This is a genomic window from Vibrio sp. D420a (assembly GCF_030248625.1).
In the GTDB taxonomy this organism is placed as follows: Bacteria; Pseudomonadota; Gammaproteobacteria; order Enterobacterales; family Vibrionaceae; genus Vibrio; species Vibrio fortis_A.
In genome coordinates, this window is the sequence record NZ_JAHGAN010000005.1 from 219,579 (window position 1) to 236,703 (window position 17,125).

23 protein-coding genes and 1 pseudogene are annotated in these 17,125 nt (G+C 46.3%); 22 read left to right on the forward strand and 2 right to left on the reverse strand.

Annotated features, from left to right (window positions below):
* Window positions 1–191: 191 nt before the first annotated feature.
* Window positions 192–1,211: a phage portal protein gene (locus KI743_RS06535; protein ID WP_285465643.1), complete on the reverse strand. Its 1,020-nt coding sequence runs from the start codon at window positions 1,209–1,211 to the stop codon at window positions 192–194.
* A 3-nt stretch (window positions 1,212–1,214) separates the two neighbouring features.
* The gene (locus tag KI743_RS06540) at window positions 1,215–2,993 is read right to left on the reverse strand and encodes a terminase large subunit domain-containing protein (protein WP_285465644.1); all 1,779 of its coding nucleotides are present in this window, start codon (window positions 2,991–2,993) and stop codon (window positions 1,215–1,217) included.
* A 177-nt stretch (window positions 2,994–3,170) separates the two neighbouring features.
* On the opposite strand from KI743_RS06540, the gene KI743_RS06545 reads away from it, so the two are divergent.
* The 22 genes and pseudogenes from KI743_RS06545 to KI743_RS06650 all read left to right on the forward strand — a co-directional run bounded on the left by KI743_RS06545 (window position 3,171) and on the right by KI743_RS06650 (window position 17,124).
* Window positions 3,171–4,052 (forward strand): GPO family capsid scaffolding protein, encoded by an 882-nt coding sequence (locus tag KI743_RS06545; protein WP_285465645.1) that lies wholly within the window; start codon window positions 3,171–3,173, stop codon window positions 4,050–4,052.
* Complete coding sequence (locus tag KI743_RS06550) at window positions 4,052–5,056, forward strand: phage major capsid protein, P2 family (RefSeq protein ID WP_285465646.1); 1,005 nt, start codon at window positions 4,052–4,054, stop codon at window positions 5,054–5,056. Before KI743_RS06545 ends, KI743_RS06550 begins: the two co-directional genes overlap by 1 nt.
* A 3-nt stretch (window positions 5,057–5,059) precedes the next feature.
* Entirely contained in the window at window positions 5,060–5,770 is a 711-nt protein-coding gene (gene gpM, locus KI743_RS06555) for a phage terminase small subunit (RefSeq protein WP_285465647.1), read from the forward strand.
* Between the two features lie 122 nt (window positions 5,771–5,892).
* Complete coding sequence (locus KI743_RS06560) at window positions 5,893–6,312, forward strand: head completion/stabilization protein (RefSeq protein WP_150868721.1); 420 nt, start codon at window positions 5,893–5,895, stop codon at window positions 6,310–6,312.
* Window positions 6,309–6,803 carry a phage tail protein gene (locus tag KI743_RS06565; protein ID WP_285465648.1) on the forward strand — a complete coding sequence of 165 codons (495 nt, stop codon included), beginning with the start codon at window positions 6,309–6,311 and terminating at the stop codon, window positions 6,801–6,803. The genes KI743_RS06560 and KI743_RS06565 overlap by 4 nt, the downstream gene beginning before the upstream one ends.
* Window positions 6,787–7,443 carry a virion morphogenesis protein gene (locus KI743_RS06570; protein WP_285465649.1) on the forward strand — a complete coding sequence of 219 codons (657 nt, stop codon included), beginning with the start codon at window positions 6,787–6,789 and terminating at the stop codon, window positions 7,441–7,443. Before KI743_RS06565 ends, KI743_RS06570 begins: the two co-directional genes overlap by 17 nt.
* 15 nt (window positions 7,444–7,458) lie before the next feature.
* Window positions 7,459–8,580 (forward strand): DUF2586 domain-containing protein, encoded by a 1,122-nt coding sequence (locus KI743_RS06575; protein WP_285465650.1) that lies wholly within the window; start codon window positions 7,459–7,461, stop codon window positions 8,578–8,580.
* A 3-nt stretch (window positions 8,581–8,583) separates the two neighbouring features.
* Entirely contained in the window at window positions 8,584–9,039 is a 456-nt protein-coding gene (locus KI743_RS06580) for a phage protein (protein WP_102363524.1), read from the forward strand.
* 12 nt (window positions 9,040–9,051) lie between these two features.
* Window positions 9,052–9,270 carry a TraR/DksA C4-type zinc finger protein gene (locus KI743_RS06585; RefSeq protein WP_285465651.1) on the forward strand — a complete coding sequence of 73 codons (219 nt, stop codon included), beginning with the start codon at window positions 9,052–9,054 and terminating at the stop codon, window positions 9,268–9,270.
* The gene (locus KI743_RS06590) at window positions 9,267–9,776 is read left to right on the forward strand and encodes a hypothetical protein (RefSeq protein ID WP_206971248.1); all 510 of its coding nucleotides are present in this window, start codon (window positions 9,267–9,269) and stop codon (window positions 9,774–9,776) included. Before KI743_RS06585 ends, KI743_RS06590 begins: the two co-directional genes overlap by 4 nt.
* Entirely contained in the window at window positions 9,776–10,006 is a 231-nt protein-coding gene (locus tag KI743_RS06595; protein WP_010437017.1) for a hypothetical protein, read from the forward strand. Before KI743_RS06590 ends, KI743_RS06595 begins: the two co-directional genes overlap by 1 nt.
* Window positions 10,007–10,008: 2 nt before the next feature.
* Window positions 10,009–10,245, forward strand: a complete 237-nt coding sequence (locus KI743_RS06600; RefSeq protein WP_150868727.1) for a hypothetical protein — start codon at window positions 10,009–10,011, stop codon at window positions 10,243–10,245.
* Window positions 10,242–10,505, forward strand: coding sequence for a putative phage tail assembly chaperone (locus tag KI743_RS06605; RefSeq protein ID WP_285465652.1), 264 nt, complete (start codon window positions 10,242–10,244; stop codon window positions 10,503–10,505). The genes KI743_RS06600 and KI743_RS06605 overlap by 4 nt, the downstream gene beginning before the upstream one ends.
* Before the next feature lie 41 nt (window positions 10,506–10,546).
* Entirely contained in the window at window positions 10,547–10,690 is a 144-nt protein-coding gene (locus KI743_RS06610) for a hypothetical protein (RefSeq protein WP_016791730.1), read from the forward strand.
* 40 nt (window positions 10,691–10,730) lie between these two features.
* Window positions 10,731–12,836, forward strand: a complete 2,106-nt coding sequence (locus tag KI743_RS06615) for a phage tail tape measure protein (protein ID WP_285465653.1) — start codon at window positions 10,731–10,733, stop codon at window positions 12,834–12,836.
* The gene (locus KI743_RS06620; RefSeq protein WP_150868730.1) at window positions 12,836–13,168 is read left to right on the forward strand and encodes a DUF2590 family protein; all 333 of its coding nucleotides are present in this window, start codon (window positions 12,836–12,838) and stop codon (window positions 13,166–13,168) included. Before KI743_RS06615 ends, KI743_RS06620 begins: the two co-directional genes overlap by 1 nt.
* The gene (locus KI743_RS06625; RefSeq protein WP_285465654.1) at window positions 13,161–14,348 is read left to right on the forward strand and encodes a baseplate J/gp47 family protein; all 1,188 of its coding nucleotides are present in this window, start codon (window positions 13,161–13,163) and stop codon (window positions 14,346–14,348) included. Before KI743_RS06620 ends, KI743_RS06625 begins: the two co-directional genes overlap by 8 nt.
* Before the next feature lie 19 nt (window positions 14,349–14,367).
* Entirely contained in the window at window positions 14,368–14,868 is a 501-nt protein-coding gene (locus KI743_RS06630; protein WP_373417820.1) for a hypothetical protein, read from the forward strand.
* Between the two features lie 4 nt (window positions 14,869–14,872).
* A pseudogene (locus tag KI743_RS06635) lies at window positions 14,873–15,332 on the forward strand (phage tail protein); the annotation flags it as partial.
* A gap of 126 nt (window positions 15,333–15,458) precedes the next feature.
* Entirely contained in the window at window positions 15,459–16,280 is an 822-nt protein-coding gene (locus KI743_RS06640) for a hypothetical protein (RefSeq protein ID WP_285465657.1), read from the forward strand.
* A gap of 2 nt (window positions 16,281–16,282) precedes the next feature.
* Window positions 16,283–16,582, forward strand: coding sequence for a hypothetical protein (locus KI743_RS06645; protein WP_285465658.1), 300 nt, complete (start codon window positions 16,283–16,285; stop codon window positions 16,580–16,582).
* Window positions 16,583–16,587: 5 nt separating this feature from the next.
* Window positions 16,588–17,124 (forward strand): adenine glycosylase, encoded by a 537-nt coding sequence (locus KI743_RS06650; protein WP_285465659.1) that lies wholly within the window; start codon window positions 16,588–16,590, stop codon window positions 17,122–17,124.
* The last annotated feature ends 1 nt before the right edge of the window (window position 17,125 follow it).

Here is a 17,125-nt window from a genome sequence, read left to right on the forward strand (position 1 = left end):
GAATGATCAGGTTTGATCTCTGCTTTGACTGTAAGTGATTGAAAGTCAATGATTTTAGTTTTTTATGTCATGGTTTGGGATGATCTTGAATGTAATTTGATGATCTGTTTAAGGTAGGCCTAGCCCTTATCGGCTAAGGGCTAAGTACTATTTTAAAGCATCAAACAAAATGGCAAAAAATTTCGCACCTTCTAAGCTGCTTGATTCCCTAAATCAAATTCCAAGTGCAAACTCTTAGGCACTTCGGGGTCACTGTTTACGGCATCCATAAACATTTGGCAGGCAGGAATCACCTCATTTTTGCAGTAAACGTAGTCAAACTTTATTGGGTCACCACGTGTACCGCCGTTAGGAATGATAGCGGCTAACTCGACAGGGAAACGGTGGCCGGTGATCACTTCTTGTGCTGTGACGTTTTTAATCTTCTCGTATTCATCTTTTGTCGCAATGTCGCCAACAGGAATTAGCTGAATACCTTTCTCGTTCCCGTTTGGAATGTTGATGAACATAGAGCGAAAGTTGCCAACACCACGGCTCGATGCCATTTTCTTCTTAAGGTCGTCTTCATCTTGTTTGCTAAGGTTTGGGTCCGTTGCATAGAAGATAAAGCCCATATGCAGGCCATTCTTGTAGTAGCGGCGGCGGAACGTGGTCGAATCCTTACTTAACAAAGCAGACTGAACACAGCCTAGGTAATCAGGCCCGCCATATACTTGTTGAACAGGGTCATATTGCTTGATGAAGATGATGTCTTCTTTCTTGTAGCTCTTCTGTTTGTTGTCACGCTCAAGAAAAGCAAAATTACCGTTCTTACGTTTTCGCAAATACATGCTCGGAATCGGCCACAGCCCCACAACTTCACCAAAATAGTTGCGTAATTTGAGTAGGGCGGTATCACCGAACTCTAAGAAGTCATGGACGGCTGACTGCATCTGTTGTTTCTGCATTCCGCCTTTTGTGAACCTACCTGCAATCATATTGCGTCGAGCCATCAAGATGGAGCCATGATAAGCGTTGGCACGAGTTAGCTTATTCAAGCCAGCTCTATCTAGAGGTGGTTCCCAGTAGTCGCCATCTTCGTTGTAATAGAGTTCGTTGTAGTCATAGTTGGTGAATTCACTGTCCATGATTTCAGGTTCGCCGAAGCTAAACATGAGGCTTTCATCATTGGTTTCTGTTTCTTGAGGTGCTTCAATTGTTTGTTCAGTCATTGATTAAATCTGCCAGGTTGATTTGCGTTTTGCGGTATGGTCGAGCGGTTCGTTGATACAGGCATGAGATATCGCCCAGAACGCATCGGCATGACCGACCAACTCACTGCGATCGGCTTTGAATGTCATCATGCCGCCACCATTTGTCATAGAACGCTTAATGGCCATAAACGCCGCTGGTATATCTTTGATTTCTTTGTCGAACTGAATCCGATTTCCTTCGACAATATCAATCATCTTCATCACTAAGCGGTTTTTATTTTCGTTACTGTAATGGATTGGGTGAGCTTCCCTAGGATACTTCTGGTGTATCAGGTCCCAGACCCCGCCACCGATGCCGGTTGTGTCCACGCCTAGATAGGTAACGTTGTAACGCTTCATCATCTGGTCTATCTGATTAACGTGGTATTGGAAGTTGAGGCCTTTCCAGTAGTGGCGCTCAAGTACACGGAATTTCTCTTTACCGTCGATAGGCGGCGCAATAACGATAAGGCAGGCATTATCTCGTGTTCGACTTGGGTCATAACCTAGCCATACTTCACGATTACCAAACGGTCGGCTCTCTGTCGGGATGAAATCTTGCCAGGTATTTGTATCGACCATGAGCCTTTCAAGCTGGGTGAACTTAAACACTGAGGCCGAATCATCTACGAACTCACACTTGTATAGATTACGGAAAGCATCGGGGCTGTATTCTTCTTCAAGTTCCTTTGCATCAATAAGGTGACAACCGCCTTTCACTGCATCGTGAACATCAATAATGTAGCGCCATTGTTTATCAGGGCAGACGCGGCCACCATTTCTTAGCTCTTTGTTCGATGGGAACTCAATGTTTTTTCGAGTTTCTTTTTCACCTCGCCAGGCATCACCAGTCCAAAATGGGTAAGCAGGGTGGTTCTTGCTTGATGGAGTAGAGAAATAGGTTTTTCGAAAGCGCGTTTGTGTCGCACAAGCAGAAGCAACGTCACTTAACTTTTTGAAGTCACGTATCCAAAAGTATTCATCAATGTAGACATTGCCTGAGCGGGACTGCGCAGAGTTAGCATTCGTGGATAGAAAGTGCAGTTCGGCTTTGTTACTTAGAATGATCGGGTTGCCGGTTAATTCTATTCCCCAAAACTCATGAGCTATCTTTGTGATGTAGGCTCTAAACACTTCGGCCTGAGCTCTAGTCGCAGAAACGAAGATTTGATTCTCACCTGTAAGCACAGCATCTTCGAACGCTTCGCCTGCGGTGCCGTAGGTAAAACCAATTTGTCGGCTCTTCAGAATATTGCGGGTACGGGGCATCTTAGGGTCATTCTTAATTGATCGCGCTAAACGTTGGTAATCAAACAGGCTCGCGACCCACTCTTCAAAGTCTGCGGCGTCTAGGTGTCCAATATCGTTTTTCGCCTTCTTCTTTTTACGGCGCGAATCTTTACCACTGTTATTAGAATCACGAACTGGTGCAACAGAGCTGCCAGAACTCTGAGCCCGTTGCTCTTTCATCTTAATTTCAGCGTTTGCCTTTCTTAGCTTGACGATTTGGCCTGCCAGCAGTTCAAGCTCTTTTAGTTGCTGATCACTTTTCTCATCCTTATCAATTAGAACCGCAAGTCTGCGGTTAATCATCTGCTCAGCAGAAAGCTCATCCAACAACGCCGCCCAACCAAAATCTTTAGCCCAGTTGTAGATAACTCGTGTGCTATTGAGGTTGAGCTGCTCTGCAATTTCTTTAGGAGGAATACCACGCAAGTAGAGCTTTTGCGCTGCCTCTTTTACTTCGTTTGTATATGCCATGTGCCAATCATACGCCCAGATAACCACCTAAATTGCATAGCAAAATTCGGCTCCGTTCGGATTTGGCGTATATCCGAATTGACCAGAATTGAAGTGGCTGAAAGGGCAAATTTAAAGGCGTATTGTTTGAGTCCAGAAACACCTAACTGACAAATTTTTACTAGGTACAAAACACAAATGGCAAAAATCAGTGATTGGAAAATAGTAGCGACAGAAGGGCCAACGGTTGATGGTCGTAAGATCACCCGAGAGTGGCTAACTCAGATTGCTGAAAGCTATGCAATGACTGAATACACCGCTTTGATCTGGCCTGAACATAAACGCTTTGGTGGTTACGGTAGTAACTGGGGAAAAGTGGTTGAAGTGAAAGCAGAAGAAGTGGATGGGAAAATGCGCTTGTTCGCCAAGCTTGAACCAAACCAATACTTACTTGAAGCCAACAAGCTAGAGCAAAAGCTGTTTACCTCCATCGAACCTAATCCAGATTATAAAGGGCAAGGAAAGTGCTATCTCATGGGCATAGCCGTGACCGATTCCCCAGCATCGTCTGGTACTTCAATCCTTAAGTTCTCTCGCCAAGAGGGAGAAACCACAGAGCTGCAATGTAGCCAGTTAGAAGAACTCAACCTTGATGAATATTACTCAAGAACTGATCGTTTTTTAGCAATGTGCAGTGCCTTTTTCAATTCTGGTGACAACGAACCAGACCTAACACCTGTCCCTGAACCAGAGGAAGAAGATGTGACTGAAGAACAGTTAAATGCCGCGCTGAAAAAGCATTTCGGCATCATGAAAGGCGAGCTGAAAGATGAACTAAAACAAGAGTTCAATCTTCAAGCTGAGCAGCCACCGCACGAGCTAGAAGACAAGCCTGAGCAGTTTTCAATGGAACAGTTTAGCGCTGAACTCCAAAAGCAAATTGCGCCAGTAATGGAAAAGGTCGATGGCCTGGAAACCAAGTTCGCAGAGCTAAAGCAAGAGAAGCCTGGTCAAAAGCCAGGTGAAGAAGGCAATGGCGGCGATGATGAAAAAAAATTCAATGCTAAGGACATGTATTAATGTTAAATGCCGTTTCTACTCAATGTATCAAAGAATTCTGTGATGTAACTGTTGAAGCCGCTGGGGCCGCTGTCGGTTCTAAGATGTTTAGTATCACGCCAGTTATGGAAACCAAGCTGCGTGAAGCAATGAAACATTCGCATGCTTTCCTTGGCATGATTCATACGGGCTTTGTGGAACAAATCAAAGGTCAGGTGGTTGATGTTGGTTTGGATGGTCTAGCTACTGGTCGTGCTGATGGTCGATTCAGTGTTGATGTGGACCAAGAAGGTAACACCTACGAGCTAGTCAAAACTGACTCAGGTTGTCACATCCCTTGGGAGCTGATGACCCAATGGATTAACTCTGGTAGCAAAGGTCAGTGGCTTAACCTGATGAAAAACTCTATCGCGAAACGTTTTGCGCTAGACATGTTGCGTATTGGCTTTAACGGTACAAGCATTGCGAAGGTCACAGACCCTGCTAATAACCCGCTAGGTCAAGACGTCAATAAAGGCTGGCTGAAAATCGTTAAAGAGAAAAAAGCCGCTCAAGTGATCCCAGCCGCTAAGTTAGACCCAACTGGTCAAACAGTAGGTTCCTATAAAAACCTTGATTCGCTAGTTCAAGACTTAATCAATACCACCATTGCGGAGCAATATCGCCAAGACGATGATCTTGTAGTTATTGTTGGCTCAAACTTGGTGGCTGCCGAGCAACATCGCTTATTGGAGTCGGCGGAAACACCAACAGAACACAAAGCCGCTCAATCCCTTGCTAAGACTATTGCGGGCAAGAAAGCCTATACACCGCCGTTTTTCCCTGCAAATGCGATTTGGGTAACTAACCTGAAAAACCTGCAAATTTTAACGCAAACAGGTACTCAATGGCGCAAGCAAGAGAACAACACGGACCGACTGCGTTTTGAATCCAACCATATTCGTATGGAAGGTTACGCGGTAGGTAACTTTGGAAAGTTCGCAGCGATTGAAGCTGTAGAAGTTGTTGAACCTGCGCAGGGGTAACGTATGGCAAGCCCTTTAGCAAAAGCGCGTCAGCAAATCATTGAAAAGGAAGAGCGACAACAAGGTGAAAATGTTATCGCTAACCCGAACAGCTTGCACCTGTTACTGGCAGAGCTAGAGACAGACTTGAAAGTCTTGAAGAACTTCAACCGAACAGATGAAAAGGTCGAACATAAACGTGACGTGCTCGTACCCAAGTACCGCACAGCGGTGGAAGATTATCTAGCCGGCGATGAACAGTTTGATAATCCGTTGTTTGCCCAGATGGTGATTTGGCTGTTCGACATCGAAGATCTTGATACTGCGATTGAATGGTGTGGTATTGCCATCGAACGTGGGCTGGATACGCCGGAACGATTCAAGCGTGACTTCGCTACATTCTGTGCTGATGAAGTATTGGCCTGGTCTGAGCGTATGGCTGAACAATGTCATTCCATCGAGCCTTACTTTTCTCAAGTTTTTGAAAAAGTTCGCAATGAGTGGAGCATCAACGAAAAGCCAACAGCTAAGTGGCTTAAATTCGCTGGCCTTAATCTGATTCGAAATGACAAAGGTAAGCCACACGCCGCATCAGTCGGGAATGTTGAAACCTTACAAAAGGCGAAAGTGTTCCTTGAAGAAGCTCATGAACAGTACGCAGCCATTGGTGTCGGCACAATGATCGACAATATCGACCAACGTATTCGAGCACTCGAGTCAGGCAATAACCTGTAAAGACTCCAACGCCACCGCGCCTCGGCTGACGAGGAAGAACAAGTGATTTATCACTGCGTTTATTCCGTCGACTCAGTGGCTAGAGGCGCCCTAATTAACTGCAGTAGCAAAGAGGTTGAATCATGAGCTTTGGCGGAAAAATGGATAAAACGAGTGACCAAGCCATACCTGGTGAAGGTTGGCCAAGTTTATCGACCGATGAGTTTCGCCAATTACGCCGTATTCCGCATACGTTTGATAACGACTCTATTGCTGCGGCCATCACGATTGCCGCGCTGAATATTCAACAGAAGTTAGACCGCTTGTTGGTTGATGGTATTCCGCCATCAATGAGCATCGCCAAAACCACATTGTACAAACGTGCTGTGTATGGCCGAGCTCATTCTGAATTGTTACCCGAGTTTGCGACGCAAGACAGGCGTAAAGAAGGGGACAACGCGGCGATAGATGAGCCACAACAGGCGGCCCGTTTTCTAGCTCAAAGTAATAAAGATGTCTCTCAATTGCTCGGGCGCAGTGCCAATGGTATCGATTCGATATGAGCGACACGGTTTACAACAAGACCAAGCTTGAGCATTTAACGGAATACATCGTTAGCCACCTTAATAGCAACGTACTTGATAACAAAATTGATGCTTGGCAAGAGAACGGCTCGATTGTCCCAAGTGGTGAAGACCGAGGCAACGATGGTTACATCGCGTGTTACTGGAAATACAACGCGGTGATCTCGGTAGAGGAGTTTCCTCACCGATTGTTAGACCCACGTTGTTTGTTAGCTCTGGTTGCCTGTTGGTTAAGCGACCATGAAGAAGACCGAAACGAACAGGAACTTGAAGACCCAACGCTATCGGTGGATGTGATCAGCAATGAAGTCGCTGATGTGAGCATAGAGCTTGAGCTGATGGAGCCTATCGAGTTGGTACCAGATTCAGAAGCCGGAATGATTACCTGGCGCGGAATCAAATACCGAGTTCAGGCCGTAGAGATTTACACCGCAGAAGAAGCGGAGTTGGTGAATGAAACCGACGATTAGTGCGAATAAAAGGGATGTGCTTAGCATGCAAGAAAAGCTTGCCATGTTAGCACTACCACCCAAAAAGCGAGTCTGGATACTGAAAACCCTTGGCCGATGGGAAAAGACCAATACACGCAAACGCATTCAGCAACAGAAAGATATTCATGGGCAAGCATTACAGCCCAAAAAAGGGAAGAAGCGCGGCAAAGTGATGCGCCGTATGGCGAAAGGGTTAACCCCTTATGTACGAAACGCCAACATGCTCGACCTAACTTGGAACAACAAGCTCACCGCAAGAATTGCAGCCAGGCACCACGTTGGTCAAAAACAAAAAATGACCAAGCTCCAAATGCAAAAGCGTTGGGGAGCACCAGACTATTCAGCGCCTTGCAGTAAAGGGCAAGCGCGAAAGCTAAGGGAACTGGGTTACACGGTACCGAGAAAAAGCGGCAAAGGACGGAAAAAGCCAAGCCTTCGTCTATTGATGGAAACCGTTACCCATGGGCAAGCAGGGCAAATTATCCGGGAGCTGAGCAATCAGCCCAATGTCACCGCTTGGGAAATCCCATTAGCAGAACGCCAGATATTAGGCAGTAACGAACGCGAAGTAACCCGCCAACTCATAAAGATCTTTGAGCAGGCCAAGACGCGAACATAAGCGAGGAAACAACCAATGGCAACCGGAAAGGTAGAGGTAAACAACCTCAATTTAGGGCAAGGCGGGATTCCAGAGATTGAACGCCACCTGCTCTACATCGGGCGCACCGATAAAGTTGAACTGCAAGGCAAAGTCACGCGTGTGAATAACATGACCAACCTTGATGAGGTCGTAGCCGATGACGTGCTTGGCGCTAACCTCAAAGCGGCGCAGCTCAATGGCAAACAGAACTGGACGGGAGCCGTGTTTGGTCTCGCTGAGGGTAAAACGTGGCGGGAAGCGGTTGATATTGCCAACCGCACAGACTCGTTTGAAGGGGTTTGTGTGGTGGACATCGTGACCAGCAAAGCAGACTTTCAATCGATGCAAAGTAAAGCGACTGAGCTCACCAGCAAGCTTGGCCGTTGGGTGTTCTTCTTAGCGGCGTGTCCTGGCATCGATAAGAGTAAGCAAACTTGGGCGAAATACGAAACCAGTCTATTGGCGTTAGTGAAAGATGTGTCGGCCAATATGGTGACGCCTGTGCCGATGCTTAATGGCAATAACATCGGTGTATTGGGTGGGCGCTTGAGCGATCGAGCGGTGACCGTCGCCGACAGTCCAATGCGAGTAGCTACGGGCAGCGTGTTGGGGCTTGGTGAAATGCCTATTGATAGCGCAGGTAAACCACTGGAAATGAGCACCATCGCAGTGTTAGCCGATGCGCGTTATTCACTGCCGCAATGGTATGCCGACATGGAAGGGGTGTATTGGACAGACGCGACTACGTTGGAAGCGAAGGGCGGGGACTATCAATATCTAGAATACGTTCGTCCGGTTCACAAACTGAATCGCCGCGTTCGCATCAAAGCGATCCGCCGCATTGCTGATCGCATTCTTAATTCGACACCACCAAGTATCGAGCTCAACCGCACTTACTTCAGTAAAGACATGCGCGACATGTCGAAGACTACTGAGATTGGCGGCATTCCGTTCCCTGGTGAAATCATGCCACCACGCGATGAAGATGTGTCAATTCAGTGGATGAGCAAAACCAAAGTAAACATTGGCTTAATGGTTCGTCCTCATAACTGTCCGAAACACATTGTGGTCAACATTGGGCTTGATCTCTCTAACCCTGCAGATTCGGAGGCGTAACCAATGAGCATGCGTATTTCTGGCAAGAACATGCACTTTTCAATGGGCGACTACAAGCTGAAAGCGCAAAAAGTCACCCTATCTATTACCGACAATTCAGCCGTGAATAAAACCTCTGGCGTACCAGATGGTTGGGTAGATGGCGACGTAGAAGCAAGCGGTGAAATGGAGCTCACTACTCAACAATTTAACCAGTTGAGCAAAGCAGCAAGCCAAGCGGGTTCATGGCGTGGGTTGCCTGATTTCGATGCGCTTTTCTTCGGCAAGATTGATAAAGACGAGCTGAAAGTAGAAGCCTTTGGTTGTCGAATCAAAATCTCTGATTTGCTCGATGTTGATTCTAACGGTGGCAGCGCATTGGTTCACAAACTGCCGTTTGAAGTGACAAGCCCAGACTTTGTGAAGATCAACGGCACATCATATCTGCGTTCGGACGAAACCGAAGACTTGGTGCAGTAATAAGGGGGCGTGATGTCTGATGTTATCGACCATGCCAGTGGCCTTGAAACCCAATTCACAGAAGTGGCGCTTGCCAACCAACTGGCAAGGGCTAAGCGAATTGAACTGCGGGAAAGCGCACAGGAATGCGGCGAATGTGGCGACCCAATACCCGAAGAACGCCGCCAGAAAGTACCAGGGTGCCAATATTGCACCCAGTGCCAAAGCGACATGGAGAGAATGACGCGATGAAACTAGGAAAGCTCTTTGTTGAGCATGTGATTAAGCCGGTTCTTGACCATTTAGATATGGCAACAGGCGGATACGGAAAAATGAACACGCAAGCCGCTATCAATCTGATTTTGATGATTGTGGCTCATGAGTCTGGAAAGTTGACCTACTCAAAACAGGTTCGTGGTCCTGCTCTTGGTTTTACCCAGATGGAGCCAGCGACATTCCGATGGTTGATTGAGTGGCTAGGCAAATCGCGCCCTCACTTGTTGGATGCTTTATCTATGTTTGGGCCAGTTGGTGCTGATCCTATTTGTGAAAGCGATGCGGATTATATGGTGATTTCCCCTCAGTTTGCGGTTGCTACTGCACGGTTGAACTTGATTCGGTTCCCAGAAGCTCTGCCCGAAGCGGATGATTTGGAAGGGCTTGCGCGATACGCCAAAAAGTATTGGAACACTCACGCAGGTAAGGCTACTGAAGCGGATTACCTCAACGCATACAAATCCATGGTTGGAGAAGATTAATGAGCTTTTTAACTGGAATTATCGGCAAAACCTTACTCGAAGTTTTGAAAGGCCTGTTCTTTCAAATCGGTTGGAAAATCATTCTTGAGCGCTTTGCGACTCGCTTGGTGGTGTGGGGCTTGGAAACACTAAAAGGCTTAAGCACAAATGATGTTCTTCAAGAAACTGTTGACGACATCATTGCAGCACTTCAGGGCAAACGCTTGAAGGAAATCCCACAGAAGGAATAGCGATGGACCCGACTTGGTTATCCGCACTGGTTGCCCTTGCCACCTTGTTGGTGATGTTAACTGGCGCTTTGATTGGCAAGCTGTTTTCTCTAACAAAAGAGCTTGCTGACTACAAAACACATGTGGCGGAGAACTTCGCCACTAAAGAAGAAGTTAGGGATGGCTTCGAACGACTAGAACGTCAATTAGAAACTGGACTCACTCGAATTTACGACACATTGAAGCGAGAAGCAGCATGACAAAAACCATTGTTTTAACCGTTGGTACGACAGACCTTGAATTCAACCCAACGCCAGCCGAGTACGACGACGCACAAAACACCATCTTGCAAGGTGATGCGAGCAGCGCAGCTCATAACTTCCTAATGAGTAGCGTTAGTGAAGGTTCAAAAGACGCACTGCGTGAAATTACTAAGCAGAACCCAGGCGCAGCAACGCAGATTTACGGTGCCGTTCTTAAAGAGTACGCGCCTAAGCTTTCTATTTCGGTAAAAAAATAGATGGGCTTGTCGCTGCCATTGATAGTAGCGACAGGCAAAAAATGTATGCGTGGCGGCGAAAGTGGCTACCTAATGAACCGGATACTGAACAGAACCTAGCTTATGCGATTTGGTTAGAGAAGAACCATTGGGAAAACATGCAAGCCGTTACCGCTAGCGGTGTAGCCAAAGCCTTTGGCGGTTAACCACTAAGCTTCAGTTCGCAAAGTAAGTAGAGAGTTGTTGATGTTACCAGAAGCACTCAGATTTCAAGTTGGATTAATTGACCAGATTTCAAAACCTCTGGGCAATATTCAACGACAAATGACCGATGTCACCAACACCTATCGTCAAGGTACTCATACCATGATGGCAGGTGCAGCAGGCATGGTGGGTGCAGGCTTTGCATTACAACAAGCCTTGATGCCTGCCATTGAAATGGATAGGGCATTAGGTGAGGTTAAATCTCTTGGTGTTGCTGATGAGCAGTTGAAGCAGCTAAGTGACACGGCACTTGAATTTGCCGTGGACTATGGCAAGTCAGCCGCAGATTTTGTGGCGGCTTCTTATGATATTCAATCCGCTATTTCTGGCTTAGGTGGCAATGAGCTTTCTGAGTTTACCCGTGCGTCTGGGGTGCTCGCTGCAGCGACCAAAGCAGATACTTCAACCATTACCAACTATGTCGGCACCATGTACGGCATTTTCCAGAATTCAGCCAACGAAATTGGTAAGGCGGATTGGGTAAATGTGTTGGGTGGTCAAACAGCGAAAGCGGTTCAGATGTTTAAGACCACTGGTGAGGGCATGTCATCGGCATTCACCTCTGTCGGTGCTGCGGCAACCTCTGTCGGTGTGGGCATGACTGAGCAAATGGCGATTCTTGGTACTTTGCAGTCCACCATGAGTGGTAGTGAAGCGGGTACCAAATATCGTGCTTTCTTAGCGGGTACGGCCAAGGCTCAAGAAGCCTTGAATATGCAGTTCACGAATGCTCAAGGTCAAATGCTGCCAATGGTCGATATTTTGAATCAAATCAAGGGCCGTTATGGTGAAACAATTTCGGTAGCGGAAGCGGCAGAGCTGAGTAAAGCGTTTGGTACTCAAGAAGCCACAGCCATGATCCAACTTCTGATGCAAAACACTGATGGACTCGCCACTTCAATAAATGAGCTTGGCAAAGCCAAAGGGCTTGATGTCGCTGAACAAATGGCGGGAGCCATGACCGACCAATGGGAGCGGTTAGAGCAAGGCGTTTTTGCCATAAGTGCTGCTTTCGGTTCTGCGCTTCTACCTGCCATCTTGCCTGTTGTTGGCGGTATGGCTGAAGGAGCTACCGCAATTGTTCAATGGACACAGATGTTCCCGAACATCACTAAATACATTGGCTTTGCGGCAATAGCGATTTTAGGTGCTGCAGCAGCAGGCGGTGCATTTACCTTGATGATGGGTGTGGGTAAGCAAGCAATGGCAACTTACATGCTCACCATGAAGATGTTCACGGGTGTAAGTTTCTTATTTACTAAGGGCATGGCAGCACTACGTGTGGCCGTGTTAGCAGCCAACATTGCGCTAGCTGCTAACCCAATCATTTTGGTCGTTGGTGCAGTGGTAGCGGCAATCGCAGCAGTAGGGGCATTGATTTACTACTGGGATGATCTCAAAGCTTCATTTGGTGACACAACGTGGTTCCAGGTACTTGAAGGAGCAATCACGTTAATCACCCTGCCATTTAAGGCCATGTTCGAGTTTGTTAAAGCTGGTTGGCAGTGGGTGATGAGCGGCTTTACCGATACCAGTGGCTTTGCCTTCATTGGGCAAGTGGTGTCGTGGTTGAAAGGCGGGTTTGAGAGCCTAGTGTTGGGTTGGCACCTGTTTACAGCGGAAATGGCTGATACATGGTGGTTTACCGCAATTTCTGGTGCGGTAGAACTAGTGACATTGCCATTTCAAACCCTATTCAACTTCCTATCGGCAGGTTGGCAATGGGTAATGAGTGGTTTTACCGATACTAGTGGCTTTGCCTTTATTGGGCAAATGGCCGACTCGATGCGAAACATCTTTGGGAGCGTATTTAGTTGGTTTACTGACAAGTTGGCAGACATCTGGGAAACAATGAAAGGGCTGATTGACTGGATACCAGGTTTCGGCAGTGACGATAAAACGGCTCCGATTCAATCTGAGTCAGTAAAACGTGCAACACCTCAAGCACAAATTCAGCCAGGTGGCGCGGCCAAGAGTATTGCTAGCTACCAAACGAGCTCAACCAATTACGGTGGTGTGGCAATTTATCCAACGTACATGAATAGCCCACAAGACATGGCAAGTGAATTAGAAATGGCGGCAGGCTAATGGCAGATTTTAAATACCAAGATTTGCTCATTGAAAACGGTGACGTGGCGCTTGATGCAGGTCGTAACCCTGTATTGATTCAAGACAGAGCAGTGATCGCCCAAGACATTAAACACGCCATTATCGAGAGTAACTTGGCCGTGTACCTGATTGCAGAGCGCAGCCCGTCGAAAAAGGCGGATGCTCGGACACAACTAGAACTCTTGGTTGAAGAAGATGTGCGGCTGGTACCAGGTACAGTGCGTATTGACGAAGTTAATGATGGCTTAATTTACATTTTTGCAGAAACCCTTGAGTTTGGCGAAGTAAGCACAGAGGTGAACCTTGACTGATATACCTAAACCAGATTTTACCGAACTTGCTAAAAAAGCAGGCTTACCTCTTGATGAAGACCAATGGAAAGCAGTGCTGAAGGAGGAAGCGGAGAAGCAAGGTAGCATTATTGCTAACGACTCCAAGTACTCACCGTTTTGGCGTTTGATTGAAACCATGGTGATCAGCCCAACAGTGTGGCTTATCAATACGTTTTTGGTTGGGTATGTTCTGCCGAATATGTTTGTTGCTACGGCAGTGGGGAAATGGCTCGACTTATGGGCTTGGCAGTTCAACGTACAACGCAAACCTGCAACGAAAGCATTAGGGCAAATAGTGTTTCATCGAGCTGCATCAAAGGGACCGGCTATTGTCGTACCTAAAGGGACATATATTCAAACTGACCCTATTAACGGCACGGTTTATCGAGTGGTGTTAAAAGAAGATACCACGCTGCCTGAAAATGAGCTGTCGGTTATTGGCGAAGTGGAAGCAGAGCATGAAGGTGCGGCCTATAACCTTGGTGAGGGCTACTACCACATTTTTGCTACTGCAGTACCAGGTATCGGACAAGTAGTTAACTCAGCTGATTGGCTTATTGAAGCCGGAGCCGACGAAGAGAGTGATGATCAGCTTCGAGTTCGTATCCGCAACCAGTTCAGCGGTGTGGCGAAGTGGCATATAGACGCAGCTTATCGTTCATTACTCATGCTACGAGCGGGTATCAACAGTGAAAATGTTTACTTCGAGCATAACGCCCCACGCGGTGCGGGTTCAGCCAATGCATTCATTTTATTGGACTCGGGCGAACCTTCTTCTCAAATGCTCAGTGACTTAAACAATCATATAAATCGTGATGGCAACCATGGTCATGGTGATGACCTTCTTGTGTATGCGATGCCAGGTAACTTGATTGATGTGACATGTAAAGCGTGGGTTGGGCGAGTGCTCACAGGGGCTGAAAGGCAAGACTTAGAAACGGATATCGGTCTATTCATTGGTTCAGCATTTAGGCAGAACACGGACTACAAGGCGACAAAAACGAAACCATCATCGCGCTTTAGTTTTTCAAGATTGGCGCAAGAGCTTCACGGCCAGTTCCCTGAACTTGAGTCGATTGAGTTTGATAATGCTGATATTGCCAATGGTATGGAAGTACCTCGCATTAATAGCTTGGGGGTGACCATTGCAACTGCCTGAATTTAAGCTAAAGCACTGGATGGGCAAAGGGGAAATCCTCAAATTAGCTAACGCCCTTCTTGGATACTGGGATGCAATCAAAGCCGTGTTGGAGTGGCCGCTGCAGCAATTAGATCCGATGGTGGCACCCATTGAGTTTGTGGACTTGATTGCTTGGCAACGAGACATCGAGCGACTACCTGAAGAGCCAGAAGAGATTTATCGCATACGGGTGAACTTTGCTTATTCCTTTGCAGCAGGTGGCGGCTCAGAAGTGGGTTGGGAAGATATGTTTGCCAAACTCGGTTATCCACATATCAAAATTGACGAAAGGCTGAACTATTACCCTTGGGATATCGTGAGCGTCAAAGTGAATGATGGGGACATTAACGATGTACCTGGTTTGATGGACGCCATTGTAAGGCAATATGGGCGAACATGCCGACGTTACAGCTTTGATGTGACTACTACCGCTAATTTTTATATTTCGGTCGCTGAGTTCAGCCATACCCATGAAACCTACTCAGCTTCAATAGGATAAGAATATGGCAGTTATTACTATCGCGGGCGAACAGCTTATTGCACAAAAGCAGCAAGCGGAAGAGTCACTAGAAATTGCAGAGTTTGTTTTGGCTTACGTGCCAGATGTTGATCCTTCAGTGCCGCCAGAAAGAAATCAGTCGTTGCCACTAAGCAACCAAATTCGACTAAGAATGGCGCCAACTCGAAGTGCCTATGTAAATTCGAATGAAGTGGTTTACTCACTCATTTTGGATAACACAGTGGGAAACTTTGATTTCAATTGGCTTGGGTTAGTCAGTGAAGAAGGCGTGTTGGTGTCTGCTAACCACATGGTGGTTCAGTCTAAGCGTAAGAATAACGAATTGACGGGTGAAGAAGGGAACAACTTAACGCGTAACTTCTTGCTCAAGTTCTCGGGCGCACAAGCAATCACAAATATCACTGTGCCTGCCGAAACATGGCAATTCAATTATTCAGACAAAATTAATTACTTTGACACGATGGTGGTGTCGTTAGCAGCAAATCACTTTGCTTCTCAAAAACACATCATCGAGCTTTATCACAAGAATATTCAAATCACTGAACGATTGAATGCACTGGAGAAACTAAATGGTTAATCAAACTATTGAGAAGCTATTGCAGGAAGCTATAGACCAGTCGATAGCCCAAACGCAAGAAAGCCGAGAATTGGCAGATGATGTTTCAGGGCTAATTGGAGATATCCGCAATGAAGTTGCATTGGCTGTTCAACGAACAGATGAGGCAATAGGCCGCGTTGATGTTGCGATTCCTACCGCTGTAGATGATGAGCTTAATCAACATCTATATTTGGATACGGTTAATGGTGATGATGGCACAGCAACGGGCAGTAGTTTACGGCCGTATAAAACTCTGAAAGCATTAGTTGATTCCGCACCAGTAGGGGCTTGTATTTGTGTTAGAGGTAGCAGTAATCAAGTAATTGATATTGATGATAATATTGTATTGCTGAACAAGCACTTAACATTTTTCTTGCAAGATACTACATACAACTTCAACGCAAGAATTATACCTATTGTGAGTTCCATTAAGTTCAGTTATGCCAGTACATACAATCAATTTGTTGAGACCGCATTTTCACCGACTAACAGCATCATCAACATGAATGGTGGAATGATTACACCAACTGGCGCAGCTAAGTATTTAATTAAAGTACATTATCTTGGCTCATCTGTTACTGAGCCGGGTGGGCTATATAACCAAGTTAACTTTGGTGGATTGACGGTAGCGGATACGGCAAGTAGCTATGATTTGATATCACCGACTTACTATAAATCTTTAATGGCTGTGGTGACATATCAATTGACATTAGGTGCAAACGTACGCTTGTTTGACCCCCTTTATGAAACAATGCAATTCGGAGCTAAAGGCTCGTATATGATTGGGTGCTAATAATGGATATCAGTTTTAAATACCAAGGTAAGCAATATCTAAATTTTGAAACAACGAGTGATGCTTGGAAGGCGTTAGATATTTCAGAGCAGGACAAAGCCGCTATTATTCATCAAGCGCAATATGATGAAGCGGTTAGCCTTCGCATGAAAGCTTATGCCGCAGAGTCTGACCCACTTCGTAACGAATGGAAGTACGAAGAGGAGACGGGCAATCTAGATGCTGACCAATACAAGCAAAGGTGGTTGGATAAGGTTGTAGAAATAAAAGAGCGAATTCCTCTACCTGAATCAGTTGGGTGATCATAATGCTAACTCTCGACGGCTCACAACTTCCGTTAAAGAACTTACGCATTAGCGTTCGTCAACAGTTAGCCGGACAAGATATGTCCGGTCAAACTTCGGCTACTGACCAAGCAGAAACAGGTACTAAGGGCAAGATTCTAACTATAAAAGGTGTGATCCCATTCAGTAAGAAACAACTTCTCACTAACTTGTTTAGTATGGCCGAAGCGTTAGAAAGTGGCTCTCGCCATATCTACCGTATCAGTAATAAAACAGCAGAAGCTTTGAAAATTCGCCAAGTGAAATTCCAAGGTGTAGTTCGTGCTGATGAGCAAGATTCTCATAGACAATGGAGCGTTTCATTTGAGCTAGTTGAGTACTTATCGGTACCCGAACGAGTCGAGCAACGCCAACCGGATGAGCCTGCAGCACAACAAAAAGTGCAAGGTGTAAGTACTCCAATTGAAACGGGACAGACCGAGGATGCGCCGCCAGATACTGAAGTCGAATTAACTGGTGTGATGAAGGTGCTAAAAGCTGTCGACAATGCTTTGGGCTAAT